This window comes from Ensifer canadensis (assembly GCF_017488845.2).
Classification (GTDB): Bacteria; Pseudomonadota; Alphaproteobacteria; order Rhizobiales; family Rhizobiaceae; genus Ensifer; species Ensifer canadensis.
Genome location: NZ_CP083370.1, coordinates 2,457,191 through 2,473,097, shown reverse-complemented (window position 1 = coordinate 2,473,097; position 15,907 = coordinate 2,457,191). Strand labels below are relative to the sequence as shown.

14 protein-coding genes and 1 pseudogene are annotated in these 15,907 nt (G+C 62.6%); 10 read left to right on the top strand and 5 right to left on the bottom strand.

What is annotated here, in order from left to right:
• Nucleotides 1-22 precede the first annotated feature (22 nt).
• Nucleotides 23-784: an SDR family oxidoreductase gene (locus tag J3R84_RS12035; RefSeq protein WP_203529139.1), complete on the bottom strand. Its 762-nt coding sequence runs from the start codon at nucleotides 782-784 to the stop codon at nucleotides 23-25.
• A 114-nt stretch (nucleotides 785-898) separates the two neighbouring features.
• Between J3R84_RS12035 and J3R84_RS12030 the strand changes: the two genes are divergently transcribed.
• From J3R84_RS12030 to J3R84_RS12020, 3 genes are all read left to right on the top strand, one after another.
• Nucleotides 899-1,804, top strand: a complete 906-nt coding sequence (locus tag J3R84_RS12030) for a LysR substrate-binding domain-containing protein (protein ID WP_025427895.1) — start codon at nucleotides 899-901, stop codon at nucleotides 1,802-1,804.
• A gap of 93 nt (nucleotides 1,805-1,897) precedes the next feature.
• Entirely contained in the window at nucleotides 1,898-2,656 is a 759-nt protein-coding gene (locus J3R84_RS12025; RefSeq protein WP_025427894.1) for an AraC family transcriptional regulator, read from the top strand.
• 30 nt (nucleotides 2,657-2,686) lie between these two features.
• Complete coding sequence (locus J3R84_RS12020; protein ID WP_025427893.1) at nucleotides 2,687-3,448, top strand: sulfite exporter TauE/SafE family protein; 762 nt, start codon at nucleotides 2,687-2,689, stop codon at nucleotides 3,446-3,448.
• A gap of 74 nt (nucleotides 3,449-3,522) precedes the next feature.
• On the opposite strand, the gene carA is transcribed toward J3R84_RS12020, so the two are convergent.
• Complete coding sequence (gene carA / locus J3R84_RS12015) at nucleotides 3,523-4,728, bottom strand: glutamine-hydrolyzing carbamoyl-phosphate synthase small subunit (protein ID WP_025427892.1); 1,206 nt, start codon at nucleotides 4,726-4,728, stop codon at nucleotides 3,523-3,525.
• Nucleotides 4,729-5,052: 324 nt separating this feature from the next.
• Here carA and J3R84_RS12010 point away from each other — a divergent pair, with 324 nt between their 5' ends.
• Nucleotides 5,053-5,502 carry a GatB/YqeY domain-containing protein gene (locus J3R84_RS12010; protein ID WP_025427891.1) on the top strand — a complete coding sequence of 150 codons (450 nt, stop codon included), beginning with the start codon at nucleotides 5,053-5,055 and terminating at the stop codon, nucleotides 5,500-5,502.
• On the opposite strand, the gene J3R84_RS12005 is transcribed toward J3R84_RS12010, so the two are convergent.
• Complete coding sequence (locus J3R84_RS12005) at nucleotides 5,483-5,740, bottom strand: hypothetical protein (RefSeq protein ID WP_025427890.1); 258 nt, start codon at nucleotides 5,738-5,740, stop codon at nucleotides 5,483-5,485. The genes J3R84_RS12010 and J3R84_RS12005 overlap by 20 nt on opposite strands.
• 236 nt (nucleotides 5,741-5,976) lie before the next feature.
• Between J3R84_RS12005 and dnaG the strand changes: the two genes are divergently transcribed.
• Nucleotides 5,977-7,995, top strand: a complete 2,019-nt coding sequence (gene dnaG, locus J3R84_RS12000; RefSeq protein ID WP_025427889.1) for a DNA primase — start codon at nucleotides 5,977-5,979, stop codon at nucleotides 7,993-7,995.
• Nucleotides 7,996-8,052: 57 nt separating this feature from the next.
• On the opposite strand, the gene J3R84_RS11995 is transcribed toward dnaG, so the two are convergent.
• On the bottom strand, nucleotides 8,053-8,892 hold the full coding sequence (locus tag J3R84_RS11995; RefSeq protein ID WP_025427888.1) for a hypothetical protein: 840 nt from the start codon (nucleotides 8,890-8,892) through the stop codon (nucleotides 8,053-8,055).
• A gap of 198 nt (nucleotides 8,893-9,090) precedes the next feature.
• Here J3R84_RS11995 and recQ point away from each other — a divergent pair, with 198 nt between their 5' ends.
• The 4 genes and pseudogenes from recQ (at nucleotide 9,091) to tdh (ending at nucleotide 14,255) form a co-directional block, all read left to right on the top strand.
• Entirely contained in the window at nucleotides 9,091-10,968 is a 1,878-nt protein-coding gene (recQ, locus tag J3R84_RS11990; RefSeq protein WP_025427887.1) for a DNA helicase RecQ, read from the top strand.
• A 239-nt stretch (nucleotides 10,969-11,207) separates the two neighbouring features.
• Nucleotides 11,208-11,494: pseudogene (locus J3R84_RS11985) on the top strand (GIY-YIG nuclease family protein).
• A gap of 411 nt (nucleotides 11,495-11,905) precedes the next feature.
• A complete protein-coding gene (locus tag J3R84_RS11980; protein ID WP_025431395.1) occupies nucleotides 11,906-13,096 on the top strand; it encodes a glycine C-acetyltransferase in 1,191 nt (396 codons plus the stop codon).
• A 124-nt stretch (nucleotides 13,097-13,220) separates the two neighbouring features.
• A complete protein-coding gene (tdh, locus tag J3R84_RS11975; protein WP_107028309.1) occupies nucleotides 13,221-14,255 on the top strand; it encodes an L-threonine 3-dehydrogenase in 1,035 nt (344 codons plus the stop codon).
• 167 nt (nucleotides 14,256-14,422) lie between these two features.
• On the opposite strand, the gene J3R84_RS11970 is transcribed toward tdh, so the two are convergent.
• A complete protein-coding gene (locus J3R84_RS11970; protein WP_025427884.1) occupies nucleotides 14,423-14,881 on the bottom strand; it encodes a GyrI-like domain-containing protein in 459 nt (152 codons plus the stop codon).
• Between the two features lie 320 nt (nucleotides 14,882-15,201).
• On the opposite strand from J3R84_RS11970, the gene J3R84_RS11965 reads away from it, so the two are divergent.
• Nucleotides 15,202-15,546, top strand: coding sequence for a GFA family protein (locus J3R84_RS11965; protein ID WP_025427883.1), 345 nt, complete (start codon nucleotides 15,202-15,204; stop codon nucleotides 15,544-15,546).
• Nucleotides 15,547-15,907 lie beyond the last annotated feature (361 nt).

Sequence of the window (15,907 nt, the reverse complement as noted above, 5' to 3'; positions counted from 1 at the left end):
CGATTCTCCGTTCTGGCTTGTTTCAGGCAGCCGGCGACAATTGCTGGCCGAGACCGCCATCGACCGTCAGCCTCGCGCCAGTGGTAAACGTCGCGTCGAAGGCGAGGAACAGCACGGCGCGGGCCACTTCGTCGGCGGTGCCGTTGCGGCCCATGGGCGTGATCGCGTCCCCCAGCGCCTTGAACTCTGCACGCTCGGCATCGGTGATGCCGGCAACGCCCTTGGTCGGCGTGTCGATGAAGCCGGGGCTGACCGAGTTGACGCGGATGCCGCGTGGCAACAGTTCGGCGGCAAAGACGGAGGCAAACGAGATCAGTGCCGCCTTGCTGCCGCTATAGACAGCCATGCCCGCATGACCGCCGACATCGGCGACAGAAGAGGTGAAGACGATGGAGCCGCCGTCGCGGATGAGCGGCGCCAGCCGCTGCACGGTGAAGAAGGCGCCCTTGGTGTTGATGGTGAACTGTCGGTCGTAGGAGGCCTCCGTCACCTGGTCGAACAGTTCGAGCAGCGACGTGCCGGCGTTGACGTGCAACAGATCGATCGACCCCAGCTTTTGGCCGACGGTCGCCCCGAGCACGGCGATCTCGCCGAGGTCGGAGATGTCGGATTTTACCGCATGGACACGCGCCCCGAAGCGCTCCTGGATCTTGGCGAGGTTGGCCGCATTGTTGCCGGTCAAGAGTACTTCCGCGCCGCCGTTGACGAGCCGTTCGACTGTCGCCAGGCCCATGCCATGCGTGCCGCCGATGACGACGGCTTTCTTGTCCTGATAGCTACCCATGATCTTTTCCTTCGATGTGAGTTCGATGGAGAAGAGATAAATTCATGGACGATATTGCGGAAGACGGGCAAATGTGGATGTATCGTCCACATTTGTAGACATCGGAAAATGGCCATGCGCAATCTCAACGACTTCATCGTCTTTGCCCATGTGGTCGATCACAAGGGGTTCGCGCCGGCCGCGCGCGCGCTCAACATGCCGAAATCGACGCTGAGCAAGCGCGTGGCCGAACTGGAAAAGACACTCGGCGTCAGGCTGATCAACCGCACGTCGCGCCGCTTCACCGTGACCGAGATCGGCGAGGACTTCTATCGACATGCCGCGGCGATGCTGATCGAGGCGGATGCGGCCGAAGCCATCGTCAAGGGCCGGCTCGCTGAGCCGAGCGGCACGGTCAGGATCACCGCCTCAGTGCCGACGGCGCAGATGACGCTGGCAGGCCTTCTACCGCCGTTGGCGCTCGCATACCCTAAGATGCGCGTGATGGTGCACGCGACCGACCGTTTCGTCGACGTCGTCCAGGAAGGCTTCGACATCGCCGTGCGCGATCACTTCGCGCCCTTGCCCGATTCGGGTCTTGTGCAGCGGCGGGTGGCAACGGACGCCATCTGGCTGGTGGCGGCACCGGCCTATCTCGAAAGCCGCGGGGCCCCGCGCGAACCGAGCGAGCTTTCGCGTCATGACGGACTTCTGGCGTCGTTGACCGCCGAGGGATGGACGATGCGCAATGATGCGGGTGTGGTCGTCCGGGTCCGTCCGGAGCCGCGTTTCCTTGCGGACGAATCCAATGTGCTCCGTGCGGCCGCCGTTTCCGGCCTCGGCATCACCGCGCTGCCGCGCAAACTCTGCCGGGCGGAAATCGAGGAGGGCAGCCTCGTTCGTGTCCTGCCCGATTGGGAAGCGGGCAGCGTCACCACGACCCTGCTGATGCCGCATCGGCGGGGGCAACTGCCGTCGGTGCGCGCGGTGGTCGACTTCATCGCCGAGCATCTGCCCGGCGCGCAAGGGTCGGCCGCATAGCTGCAATGATTGGCCAGATGGCGTGCATCACTGCCGTTGCGCGTCGGGCGGCCCCAACCTATCCTTCGCCCGAACGGATGCCCGAGTTGTCGAATGATCCCGCACGAGAACCATCAATGGACTTATTGGCTGGGCCGGGCGTCGCCTGAAGTCGAGTACGCCTTCTGGGCTGGCGGGCCTGCACCGGCACTTGGCATGCATTTCCACCCCGAAAGCCAGCTGACGACGGTGCATTCCGGCTGTCGCGCCTTTCAGGTGGGAAGCGTGATACTCCGGGTCGAGGCGGGGCAGTGCCTGCACATTCCCGCCGGTATGCCGCACCGAAGCCTTGCTGCCGAGCCCGAGGGCGCGCAATGCCTCAACCTCTACGCTGCCCTGCCGGATGCAGGCTGTGGCCCCACAGTATACTCGCTTCGTGAACTCGGGCTTTCCGAAGGGGAGGCCGATCCGCTCGCGCTGCTCCGCGGCGTTGGGGAACGATTGCAAGCGGGTGGCAGGTTGCCGGGACATGCGAGCGACGATCTCTGGCTTGGCGATATCGGTGTAAGCAGCATGACGGTCGGCAAGATCGCCGTTCGTCATGGTCTGAGCCGCGAAGGTTTCAGTCGTCGGTTCACGCGGCTGATCGGTATGTCGCCGCACGCCTATCGGCTGATGCACCGCCTGAACGCGGCCCGGCGCGATCTGCGATCGGAAACGTCGGTGGCCGACATCGCAGCAAAATATGGTTTTGCCGACCAGAGCCATCTCGGCCGTCATTTCCGCCGCGTCTTCGGCGCCACACCACGCGCCTATGGCGAAAACATGCGGGCGGTCACAAACGTTCCAGACGTGGTCACGGCCACAGGCTAGATCTCTTCGCATCATTGCGAAAGGCATGGCATGGACGGACTGATCGCGCCTCTTCTGTTTCTCGCCGGCATAGCCGGCGGCATCATCAATGCGCTAGCAGGGGGCGCAACGCTGATCACCTTCCCGGCGATGCTTGCCGCGGGTCTTCCGCCTGTTGTTGCCAATGCCTCGAATGCCATTGCCATCGCACCTGGGCACCTGCTGGCGGCGATTGCCGATCGCGAGAAGCTGCCGACCTTCGATCGGCGCATGCTGGTCCTGCACGCCCTCTGCGTCGTTGGCGGCGTCATCGGCGCACTGGTTCTGCTTGCGCTTCCCGATCGCCTCTTCGTGCTGCCGGTTCCCGGGCTCATCGGCCTTGCCACGCTGCTCTTTGCGTTTGCGCCGCGCATCGGCCAGTGGACCGTAACGCATCGCGGGAAGGGACAAGCATCAAGGACCGAAGGAATGGCCGCGCTGTTTGCCACTTCGATCTATGGCGGTTTCTTTGGTGCGGGGCTCGGCATCCTCCTGACGGCGGTGCTTTCGCTGCAAGAGCCGGGCGACATCCGCAAGGTCAAGGTGATGAAGAACCTGCTCGGCAGCTGTGTCAGCCTCGCGGCGATCGTCATCTTCATCGCGAAGGGCATGGTGCAATGGCCTGAGACGCTGACGATGTTGTCGGGCGCGCTGATCGGCGGCTATGCCGGCGGTCATCTGGTGCGGGTGCTGCCGGCCCAAGTCGTGCGGCTGTTCGTGATCCTCTCCGGCGCGGTCATGACCTGCGTCTATGCCGGCCGCTACTGGTTTTAAGGATGGCAGAAAGTTAGGGTTCAAATGAAAAAGGCCCGCTTGGAGCGGGCCTCTATGCTGTCTCGGTCGCGCGCTCAGCGCTCGGCAAGCGCCGGTTCGCCCTTTTTCTCGCGCACGAGGTTCATGAACCGGCGGAAGAGGTAGTGGCTGTCCTGCGGGCCCGGCGAGGCTTCCGGGTGATGCTGCACCGAGAACACCGGCTTGCCGGCGACGCGCAGGCCGCAATTGGTGCCGTCGAACAGCGAAATGTGAGTCTCTTCAACACCTTCCGGCAGCGACTTCGAATCGACCGCGAAGCCGTGGTTCATCGAGACGATCTCGACCTTGCCCGTGGTGTGATCCTTGACCGGATGGTTGGCGCCATGGTGGCCCTGGTGCATTTTTTCGGTCTTGCCGCCAAGCGCCAGCGCCAGCATCTGGTGACCGAGGCAGATACCGAACACCGGGATATCGCTCTTCAGCAGGTCCTGGATGACAGGCACGGCGTATTCGCCGGTTGCCGCCGGGTCGCCCGGGCCGTTGGAGAGGAAGATGCCGTCCGGCTTCTGGGCAAGCACCTCTTCGGCGCTCGTCGTTGCCGGCATCACGGTGACGCGGGCGTTGAGGCCGGTGAAGAGGCGCAGGATGTTGCGCTTGACGCCGTAGTCGAGGGCGACGACGTGGTAGTCGGCCTCGGCATCGCCGAGCGTCGAATAGCCTTCGTCCCAGACCCAGGGCTTCTCGGTCCACTGCGAGGACTGGCCGGAGGTCGCGACCTTGGCAAGATCGAGGCCTTCAAGCCCGCTCCAAGCCTTGGCTTCCTTCTTCAGCGTCTCGATGTCGAAGACGCCTGAGGGATCGTGGGCGATGACGGCGTTGGGCATGCCGTTTTCGCGGATCCAGGCGGTGAGTGCCCGGGTGTCGATGCCGCAGAGGCCGATGATGCCGCGGGCTTTCAGCCAGGCATCGAGGTGCTTGACGGACCGGTAGTTCGACGGCTCGGTGATATCGGCCTTGAAGATCACGCCGACCGCGCCGTGGCGGGCTGCCGGCGTCAGGTCTTCGATGTCCTCGTCATTGGCGCCGATATTGCCGATGTGCGGGAAGGTGAAGGTGACGATCTGGCTGAGGTAGGAAGGATCCGTCAGGATTTCCTGGTAGCCGGTCAGTGCCGTGTTGAAGCAGACTTCCGCCTGCACCTTGCCGGTTGCGCCGATGCCCTTGCCTTCGATGACGGTGCCATCGGCAAGAACGAGCAAAGCGGTGGGTTTTTCAGTGGTCCATGCGGGTGTCGCGGTCATCGTTCCTATCCCGTTGCGGCGCGAGGCGGGGCTTGAAAGCCCGACGGCTGATCGCCATTTTATGTGCTCAGGCATGGACGCGCGGAATCCCCGCGAAAAGTGCTCACATGCCAATGTCGTGCAGGTGCGGGAAAATAGCCAAAGCGCAAAGCCCGGTCAACCAGCCGCTGTGAATTGTCTGGAAATAAAATTCCTTTTAATTCAAGCGGTTGTGTAATCCGTTTGATTGCACCTGCCACACTGGTTTAAGACGACGACAACATTGACGCATCGAACCGGTTCCGGGCAAGAGCACCGCGGGCCGGCTTCGACATGGAGAAAGACATGCGCGACCAGTTCGCTGAGGTACTGAAAGAAGCCCTGAAGGCCAAGGACACGCGGCGCACCTCAACCGTGCGGCTGATCCAGGCTGCGATCAAGGATCGTGATATTGCCAACCGTGGCCTGGGCAAGGATCCGGTCGGCGACGACGAGATCCTGCAGATCCTCGCCAAGATGATCAAGCAGCGCGAGGAATCGGCGCGCATCTACGACCAGGGCGGCCGGCCGGAGCTTGCCGAGCAGGAGCGGCAGGAAATCGTCATCATCAACCAGTTCCTGCCGGCTCAGTTGCCAGAGGATAAGGTCAAGGAACTCTGTGCTTCGGTGATCCAGGAAACCGGCGCGCACGGGCTTCGCGACATGGGCAAGTGCATGAACGCGCTCAAGGAACGGTATCCCGGCCAGATGGACTTCGCCAAGGCCTCCGGCCTGGTCAAGGACCTGCTGAAGTAACCGACTGCGCCCGCTCGTCTGCGGCGGGCGCCGTTGCGGCATTGAAATTGCCGGTGAGCCTTTCATGGGCCTGATCGATCAGCGCGAACTTCTCCGCCTGATAATCCCAATATTCCCGGATGAAACCCTGCGACAGCCAGAGGCTGCTGCGACCCGGCGGGCCATCCCATCCCATGCCGCTGGGCACGGCGTTGAAGAAGCCGGCGCTGGATGCAAGTGCTTCGACGGTGATGGCCATGATGCGGGATCCGAGGTCGGGAGGCGAATTCATCCTGTTGTGCTTGGTCGGAGTCAGGGTCGATGCACGGCCTGGGTGTAGAAACATGTTCGCGCTAGACGCGCATCATCCGATGACCTACAGCAAGCGGGGTTTGCAATTGCCTTTTTACAGCCTGTGAATTGCGGGCAAGGCCGGTCAGCGCTGTGGCGTCCGGCGGTTTCGCCGCCTATATGGAGGATTGACCAGAGGTACCCATGCGCTTTTCACAGTCCTTTCTTGACGAGATACGCGACCGCGTGCCGATTTCGGACGTGATCGCCAAACGCGTCACCTGGGATCGGCGCAAGACCAATGTCTCGCGCGGCGACTACTGGGCCTGCTGCCCGTTCCACGGCGAGAAATCTCCGAGCTTCCACTGCGAGGACCGCAAGGGCCGCTACCATTGCTTCGGCTGTGGCGTTACCGGCGACCACTTCCGCTTCCTCACCGATCTCGAAGGCCTGAGCTTCCCCGAGGCGGTGCAGCAGATCGCCGACATGGCCGGTGTTGCCATGCCGCAGCCCGACCCGCAGGCCGAGAAGCGCGAAAAGGAACGCACCAGCCTGCTCGATGTGATGGAGCTGGCGACCCAGTTTTTCGAGGACCAGCTACAGACGGCCAATGGCGCCAAGGCGCGCGCCTATCTGCGCGAGCGCGGGCTGACCGGCCGCACCATCGAGACCTTTCGCCTCGGCTTTGCGCCCGACAGCCGCAATGCGCTGAAGGAATTTTTGGCCGGCAAGGGCATCGGCAAGGAGCAGATAGAGGCCTGCGGCCTGGTGGTGCATGGTCCCGAAGTGCCGGTTTCCTACGACCGCTTCCGTGACCGCATCATGTTTCCGATCCTGTCGTCGCGCGAAAAGGTCATCGCCTTCGGCGGCCGCGCCATGTCGCCGGATGCGCCGGCGAAGTATCTCAATTCGAATGAGACCGAGCTCTTCCACAAGGGCAACGTGCTCTACAACTTTGCCCGGGCACGCCGTGCAATGTCCGGGGGCAGCCGCCCCGGTGATGCCGGGCAAAACGAAAGTGCTACGGCGACGATCATCGCGGTCGAGGGCTATATGGACGTGATCGCGCTCCACCAGGCGGGCGTCGAGAATGCCGTTGCGCCGCTTGGAACAGCACTCACCGAAAACCAGCTCGATCTGCTCTGGAAGATGACGTCGCAGCCGGTGCTCTGCTTCGATGGCGACGGCGCCGGCATCCGCGCTGCCAACCGCGGCGTCGATCTGGCGCTGCCGCATCTGAAACCCGGCCGCTCGGTGCGCTTTGCCATGCTGCCTGACGGCAAGGACCCGGACGATCTGGTGCGGCAAGAGGGGCGGGCGCCCTTCGACCAGGTGCTGGCCAATGCAAGGTCGCTGGCCGAGATGGTCTGGCAACGTGAAATCCAGGGCGGCTCGTTCGATACGCCGGAAAAACGCGCCGAACTTGAAGCGAGGCTGAAGCAGGTCACCGCCGTCATTGCCGACGAAAGTGTGCGGCGCCACTATGGCCAGGACATGCGCGACCGGCTGCACGCCTTCCTGCAGGCCTCAAGCCCCGGTCGCGGCGGCGAGCGGCGGCAATTCGAGCGCGGCGGCCGCCAGGGCGGCGGCCAACGCGGCGGGCAGGGTGGACGCCAGCCCAACACCTCGGGTCCGACGGCAATCTCGGACCGGCTGGCGCGCTCGTCGCTGGTCAGCGGCCAGCAGGCGGTGCCCTCGTTGCGCGAAAGCGTGCTGGCGCTCACCATCGTCAACCACCCGCAACTGCTGTTTGACGAATACGACGAGATCTCGACCATCGAGTTCGACCACCGCGATCTGCAACGCTGCTGGGCGGCGGTGCTCAATGCGGCTGCCGCCAACGGCCCGCGCCTGACGCGTGAAGGGCTGGTGGAACAGCTGGAAGCCGAAGGCTTTGCGCCCTTGATCGCGGCCATCGACCAGCAGATCCGCTATGCCCGGCTGTGGACGGCGACAGCTGCTGCGGCACCCGAGGATGCGCGCGAGGGTTACCTGCAGGCGCTGGCGCTGCACCAGCGCTCCAAGGCGTTGCATTGGCAGCGGCGCGAGCTGGAGCGGGAACTGGCGCATGCGACCGAGGAGGGAGACCTCGAGGCCGTGCCTCAGCTCCTGCGCACACTTCAGGAAGTACAGTTCGAAGTGACGCGGCTTGAAAACCAGGAAGCGATCATCGAAGGCTTCGGTGTGCTCTCCGGCCGCGTGAAGGGACCGGCGGCCCGGTGACCGCCGAAAAGTCGCGCGCCCACGCCGAAATCCGGTCCGGTCTCAACAGTATGCCGACTATTCGCGCCAATGTTCGGCCACCCAGGGAGCTGGGCGGATATAGTGGCGCAGGTAGCGGATTGGATTCTTTTCACGCCGGTCACCGGAAAACAGGCGCCGGATATGCCCGAGCGGCGTGTCCACGCGGCCGCGATAGCCATACTGTCCGTCGATCGCATGCTGCGGCAGCAGGCTGCGGGGGAAAAGCACCACGCGTGCATCGGTCGGCAGGCGCGGCGCGAAGAAGTAGTTTAGGGGGAGCGGCCAGTGGCAGTCCTGCCGGAAATGCAGCACCCAGCGCCTTGGGAAAAGTTTTACGCCGCCCGGCGCGTTGCGCGTCACGAAACGCTGCTCGAAGCGGTATTCATTGGCAACGGCTTGCGGATCGGCCAGGAACTTCTGCTGCAGCGGCACCAGCTTGCCGACCGGGAAGCGAAACAGCGAGGTCTGGCCGAGCCGTTCGAACGGCGTCGTCTGGTTGCGCGCCAGGATCACATCGTCGGGTTCTCCGACCTCGAAGAAGGCGTCGAGCGACCCGACGATGACGATATCGAGGTCCAGAAACAGCACCGGTCCGCTGAGGTTGCCCAGCTTGGCGCCCCATAGCCGAGATTTGTTCCAGATGCCCGGCGTCTTCTCGGGCATTTTTCCAATGTCCAGCGGCGGCAGATCCTCGCAGAGAATTTCCGGGTGCAGACCCTCGCGATTGTCGGTGAAGCAGGTGAAGGTGAAGGGCGGGGTGATGTTGCGCGCCGCCATGGCATAGAGGCGGTTGATGAAGGGCGCGCCGTATTTGGTCCCCCAGTTGATGCAGATTAACTGCTTGACGCCGCCGCTTGCCGCCAGAATGCTAGACATCGTTACTTTCCAGTTTTTTCAATCCACGAGATTGCCGGTGACCGGAAGGGTCGCATCGGCGGCGAGTTCAGCTAACAGGTCCGAAGCCGCCCGTCCAGCCGCCGCGATTTGCCTTGCTCTATTCCGTTGACCGGAAGGCTATGGCATTGCGGTCGCTTGGGGCGATGATGATCAGGTGATTCCCGTAAAGGAGATATGATGGAGATTGGGCAAAGGGCGCAATGCGCCAAGGGCGTCGCCGGCCATCTCTTCGACGGAGCCGCGCCGGCACCTTTGGATGTGCTCAAACGCGTCTATGGCTACTCCGCCTTTCGCGGCCGGCAGCAGGAGGTGGTCGAGCATGTGGCCGCCGGAGGCGATGCAGTCGTTCTGTTTCCGACCGGCGCCGGCAAGTCGCTCTGCTTCCAGATCCCTGCACTCTGCCGTCCCGGCCTCGGCGTCGTCGTTTCGCCGCTGATCGCGCTGATGCGCGATCAGGTCGAGGCGTTGAAGCAGCTCGGCGTCAATGCGGCGGCACTCAATTCGTCCCTGACGCGCGAAGAAGCGGTGGCCGTGCGCCGGCAGATTGCCGATGGCACGCTTGACCTCCTCTACGTCACGCCCGAGCGCATCGTCACCGATGGTTTCGCCGATCTCATCGGCAATGCCCGCATTGCGCTTTTCGCCATCGACGAGGCCCATTGCGTTTCGCAGTGGGGTCATGATTTCCGGCCGGAATATCGCACCCTCGGCCTGCTTGCCGAGCGCTATCCCGGCGTTCCGCGCATCGCGCTGACGGCGACGGCCGATCCGCATACCCGCGAAGACATTATCGAGCGCTTGTCGCTGCAGGGCGCCGAAGTCTTTACCACCAGCTTCGACCGACCGAACATCGCCTATGAAATTGTCGAGCGCGACCAGCCGCGCCAGCAGTTGCTGCGCTTTGTCTCCCGCTTCCGCGGATCGTCCGGCATCGTCTATTGCCTGTCGCGGGCAAAGGTCGAGGACACTGCGGAATGGTTGAACGGGCAGGGCATTCGAGCGCTGCCCTATCACGCCGGCATGGACCGGACGCTGCGCGACACCCATCAGGACGCGTTCCTCAAGGAGGAGAGCCTCTGCCTGGTCGCAACCGTCGCCTTCGGCATGGGCATCGACAAGCCGGATGTGCGCTATGTCGCCCATCTCGATCTGCCGGGCTCGGTCGAGGCCTATTACCAGGAGACCGGCCGCGCCGGACGTGACGGCCAACCGTCCGAGGTCTGGATGGCCTATGGCATGGCCGACGTCTTGCAGCGCCGCCGGATGATCGACGAGGGCGCAGTGGCGGACGAAATCAAGCGCATCGAGCGCGGCAAGCTCAATGCGCTTTTGGCGATCTGTGAGACGGCTGGCTGCCGCCGACAGGCGATCCTCGCGCATTTCGGCGAGGCGCATCCCGGTCGTTGCGGTCATTGCGATACCTGCCTGAAGCCCGTGGAAACCTGGGACGGCACCGAGGCCGCGATCAAGGCGCTCGCCGCCGTCTACCGCACCGGCGAGCGCTTCGGCACCGGCCATGTCGTCGACGTGCTGATGGGGACCGTCAACGAAAAGACCGAGCGTTTCGGCCATGTCGACATCCCGGTCTTCGGCGCCGGCAAGGATCTGCCGGCGCGTACCTGGCAATCGGTGTTTCGGCAATTGCTGGCCGCCGGTCTCGTCAGCGTCGATCACACGGCCTTCGGCGCAGTCAAGCTCGAAGCGGAGGCCCGCGCCGTGTTCAAGCGCGAGCGCCAGGTGCTGTTTCGCAAGGACCGCCCGCAGACGGGCAAGGCGGCGCGGCAGGCGAAATCGGGCAGCCAGCGCGAGCGCGCCGACCTTGCCGGTTCCGACCTCGAACTGTTCGAACTGCTGCGCGCCGAGCGCTTCACCATCGCCAAGGACCTGAACGTGCCGCCCTACGTCGTCTTCCCGGATGCAACGCTGATCGCGCTCGCCAAGGAGCGCCCGCGCGGCTTCGACGAGCTGCTCGACATCCCCGGCATCGGCGAAAGCAAACGCGAGCGGTACGGCGAGGCATTTCTGGCCGTGATCGACGGGTATTTGGAGGGGTGAGGCCCGACGATTAGCTCTCGCGGTTGGGCTTTGTCCCGATTCTCGTATCTTTTCGGCACTGGTGCAGTACGAAGTTGGGGGAGTTCCGCCCTCAGACCAGCTAAGTCGCGCCGCCGACGCGGCGCGGCTGGATTCCTGTGACAAGCACAGGAATGAGGGCGTGGCGGGCGGTCGAAATTCTTTCACCCAACTACAATTTTTACTTGTGCAATAAGCGCGATATCGCCAATTTCCCTTTCATGAGGGGCTATGTCTACATCCTCGCGTCCAAGCGAAAGGCACGCTTTATGTTGGCGTGACGAAGGATCTCGCCACCCGGCTTTACGAACATCAGAACGACCTGACGCCCGGCTTCACATCGAGATACGTCAAGACGCTGGTCTGGTTTGAGGAGTTTGATTTGCTGACCGCGGCGATAACTCGGGAGAAAACGATCAAGAAATGGCCTCGAAAGTGGAAGTTGAACCTGATCGAACGCATGAACCCGGATTGGGAGGATATCTCGCCCTATCTGCATGCCCTCTGACCAATGATCCCGTCTCATTGTCCTGAGCTTGGGATAATATTGCCGCGATTGTTGGGGACCAGATTCTGAATACGCTGGCTGCAACTACGTCCCCTCCCTCATTCCTGTGCTTGTCACAGGAATCCAGCCGCGCTGCGTCGGCGGCGCGAATGGATGGTGCTTGATGGGACAAAGGGTGCCAGCTTCGATCTTCGACCGCTCAAAAGCTGGAGTGGCCGAAGCAATATGTCTCGCACCGCCAAGGGCGCGACATAAAATTTCAGACCAGCGGGTCTGTTGCGAAAGGCCCTGTCGTTTTCCCTCACTACTGCCTCTGCGCATGGCCTGGCCGCTGGAATTTGCTGCAACGGGAAAGCTGTCGTGGTACTCGTCTGGCACGAAACGTCCTTTTCACAGTGAAAGCGGCCCGCCATGACCAATGCTTTTCTTTCCCACCTCCGCTCCGAACTCGATGGCTTGAAATCATCCGGTCTCTACAAGTCGGAGCGGGTGATCGTCTCGAAACAGGCGGGCGAGATCGAGGTTGCCTCGGGCGAGCGGGTGCTGAACTTCTGTGCCAACAACTATCTCGGCCTGGCCGACAATGCGGAACTGACTGAGGCCGGCAAAAAGGCGCTCGACCGTTACGGCTACGGCATGGCCTCGGTGCGCTTCATCTGCGGCACGCAGGAAGAGCACAAGCAGTTGGAGGCGCGCATCTCCGCCTTCCTCGGCCTGGAAGACACGATCCTTTATTCCTCCTGTTTCGACGCCAATGGCGGCCTGTTCGAGACGCTGCTGGGCGAAGAGGACGCGATCATCTCCGACGCCTTGAACCACGCCTCGATCATCGACGGCGTGCGCCTCTCCAAGGCCAAGCGCTTCCGCTATGCCAACAACGACATGGCGGCGCTGGAGGAAGAGCTGAAGAAGGCCGAAGGCAGTCGCTTCAAGCTGATCGCCACCGACGGCGTGTTCTCGATGGACGGCATCATCGCCAATCTCGGGGGCGTCTGTGACCTCGCCGAGAAGTATGGCGCCATGGTCATGGTCGATGACAGCCATGCGGTCGGCTTCGTCGGCAGGAACGGTCGCGGCTCGGCCGAACATTGCGGTGTCGAGGGCCGCGTCGACATCATCACCGGCACGCTCGGCAAGGCGCTCGGCGGCGCCTCGGGCGGTTACACGTCGGCCAAGGCCGAGGTTGTCGACTGGCTGCGCCAGCGCTCGCGGCCCTATCTGTTTTCCAACACGCTGGCGCCGGTGATTGCCGCCGCCTCGCTCAAAGTGTTCGACCTGATCGACAACGGCGATGCGCTGCGGGCGCGGCTGTCGGACAATGCGGCGCTGTTTCGTGACCAGATGTCGAAGCTCGGCTTCACGCTGGCCGGCGAGGGCCATCCGATCATCCCGGTGATGCTCGGCGATGCCGCACTGGCGCAGGAGATGGCGGCGCGCATGCTCAAGAAGGGCGTCTACGTCATCGGCTTCTCCTTCCCGGTGGTGCCAAAGGGCCAGGCGCGCATCCGCACGCAGATGTCGGCCGCCCACAGCGAAAACGACGTGCGCCGGGCGATTGCCGCATTCGAAGAGGTCGGCCGCGAGCTCGGTGTGATCAAGTGAGTGTAGAGCTCTGCCCCTCACCCTAGCCCTCGGCATGTTCCTTCTCCCCGTCTCGCGGGGAGAAGGTGGCGGCAGCCGGATGAGGGGCGGCCCCAGGCGGGCAGTTGATTTTGGAGACAACCAAATGACGAAGATGATGAAGGCGCTGGTCAAGACGAAGCCGGCGGTCGGGCTCTGGATGGAACGTGTGCCGGTGCCGGAGGTCGGACCGAACGACGTGCTGATCAAGGTGAAGAAGTCGGCGATCTGCGGCACCGACGTGCATATCTGGAACTGGGACCAATGGGCCCAGAAAACCATTCCGGTGCCGATGGTCGTCGGCCATGAGTTCATGGGCGAGATCGCCGCGGTCGGCTCGGCCGTCACCAAATACCATGTCGGCGAGCGGGTCTCGGGCGAGGGCCATATCGTCTGCGGCAAGTGCCGCAATTGCCGCGCCGGCCGTGGCCATCTTTGCCGCAACACGCTCGGCGTCGGTGTCAACCGGCCGGGTTCGTTCGGCGAATTCGTCTGCCTGCCGGAATACAATGTCGTGCCGATCCCCGAAGACGTTCCCGACGAGATCGCCGCGATCTTCGATCCCTTCGGCAATGCGGTGCACACCGCACTGTCGTTCGATCTGGTCGGCGAGGATGTGCTGGTGACCGGCGCCGGGCCGATCGGCATTATGGGGGCACTGGTTGCCAAGCGCTCGGGCGCGCGCAAGGTGGTGATCACCGACATCAACCCGACGCGGCTGGAGCTTGCCCGCAAGGTCGGCATCGACCATGTCGTCGATGCGTCGAAGCAAAACCTCGCCGACGTGATGAAGGCGATCGGCATGACCGAGGGCTTCGATGTCGGGCTGGAAATGTCGGGGGCAGCACCCGCCTTCCGCGACATGATCGACAAGATGAACAATGGTGGCAAGATCGCCATTCTCGGCATTGCGCCGGCCGGATTCGAGATCGACTGGAACAAGGTGATCTTCAAGATGCTCAACCTCAAGGGCATCTACGGCCGCGAGATGTTCGAGACCTGGTACAAGATGATCGCCTTCGTCCAGGGCGGGCTCGACCTGTCACCGGTCATCACCCACCGCATCGGCATCGACGAGTTCCGCGACGGCTTCGAGGCCATGCGCTCCGGCAACTCCGGCAAGGTCGTCATGGACTGGTAAGCGGGACGCTTCGGCGCAGTGCCGGAAACCACCAGGCCGCGCGTTCCACGGATGCGCGGCTTTTTCGTCAGCGTTTCCCGTTTAGACGGAATCGCAGAAACGCTATATCTCTTTGTTTTTGCGCATTTCCTGACGGAAAACCGCTGCGCACTTCTCCTGGAAATGCTCTAGTTGGCAAGGCCGAACTGGATCTCGATCTCGTGGTAGCGGGCGCCCGGGCCGGCCCAGCGATGATAAATCTCGCGGCTCTCGCCGGAGAAATTGTGTCTGCTCATCTCGATCTTTTCCACCAGCGGCGCATAGCCCTGGGTGAAGAGGCTTCGCATCGGGCCTTGATGCAGGGTCGAGGCTACCATGATCGGCTCGAGCTCGATCATATCCAGCGCGCCGCGATAGCCCTCGCCACGCTCGACGGGTCGGCAGATGCGCCAGTCAAAGACGGTTCTGGCGTTCTTCGGCAGGTTCTGCGCGATGAAGATCCAAGGCCCTGCGGGCTTGCGCCCCGCCCGGCCGATCTCCGCCTCGATCAGCGGTGCCAGCTCGGCGGCTGCATGCCTGACGTCCGGGATTGTGATCCTGCGCGCAATGCTGATGACGCGCATGGCGTCGGTTTCCTTGATGTTCATTCTGGCCTCCGTTTCCTGCAGCGCCGCGCGTCTTTTCAGACGCGCAAAGGTCGCTGTAGCGCTTTGAATTGCCGCATGTTTTTGTCCATAAATCGGGTACGATTTAAGGAAACATGCAGTAGGGCGGAAGGTCTTTCGAGATCGGGTCGCGGGCAAGCGAAAAACCGGAATAATGTTGCGAACTCTAAGACGAAGTCCGCCGTTTCAGGAATTGTTTTGCGTCTTGTTGATCCGGCTTGTTCGTCGGCTGCGGTGCACTATCTTTGCCGACGCTGCCGATGTCTGCGATCAGCGGTTGAGACGATCAGAGGAGCCCGTGCATGCGCTATGAGGGAAGCTGTCATTGTGGAAAGATTGCCTTCGAAGTTGAGGGCAACTTCGCCGAGGCGATCGATTGCAATTGTTCGATGTGTCGCCGGCGTGGCGGATTGCTGGCCTTCGTTTCGCGCGACAGTCTGAGGCTGAAGACGCCGGAAGCTGATCTCTCGACCTATGAATTCAACAGGCATGTCATCAAGCATCATTTCTGCAACCATTGTGGCATCGCACCCTTCGGCGAAGGGGCCGGTCCGAACGGACCCATGGCGGCCGTCAACCTGCGCTGTCTGCCGGAGTTCGACATTGAGGCAGTGAAGATCGTCAAATATGACGGGCTTTCGGTGTGAGGGTGCCAACGCGTATAGTCATGGTTGCGCCGTTGGCCAAGGCACAACGGAGCCTTGCCGATAAGCGGTATCGACCCTTGTCTTTTGACGGGCAGCGCCTACATGTTCAGCGGACGCTGATAAACACCAAAAAACATGAACTGAGGCGATTTTTGCCGAATCGGGCGGTTTTTCAGCGGAAATGCTTGACGGGATCGAAAATTCTGGGAATCACCATTTCCAAGCAAGAAATGGCGAAATGACACGGCGGTTAGGATATCATGCCAGTAGTGCTTCAGTGGCAGGACTGTCGGAGCTTGCCCGCTTTGCCACGATCGCTATCGTGGTTAATCAGGAATTAAACATCATCCCGTTACGTCAG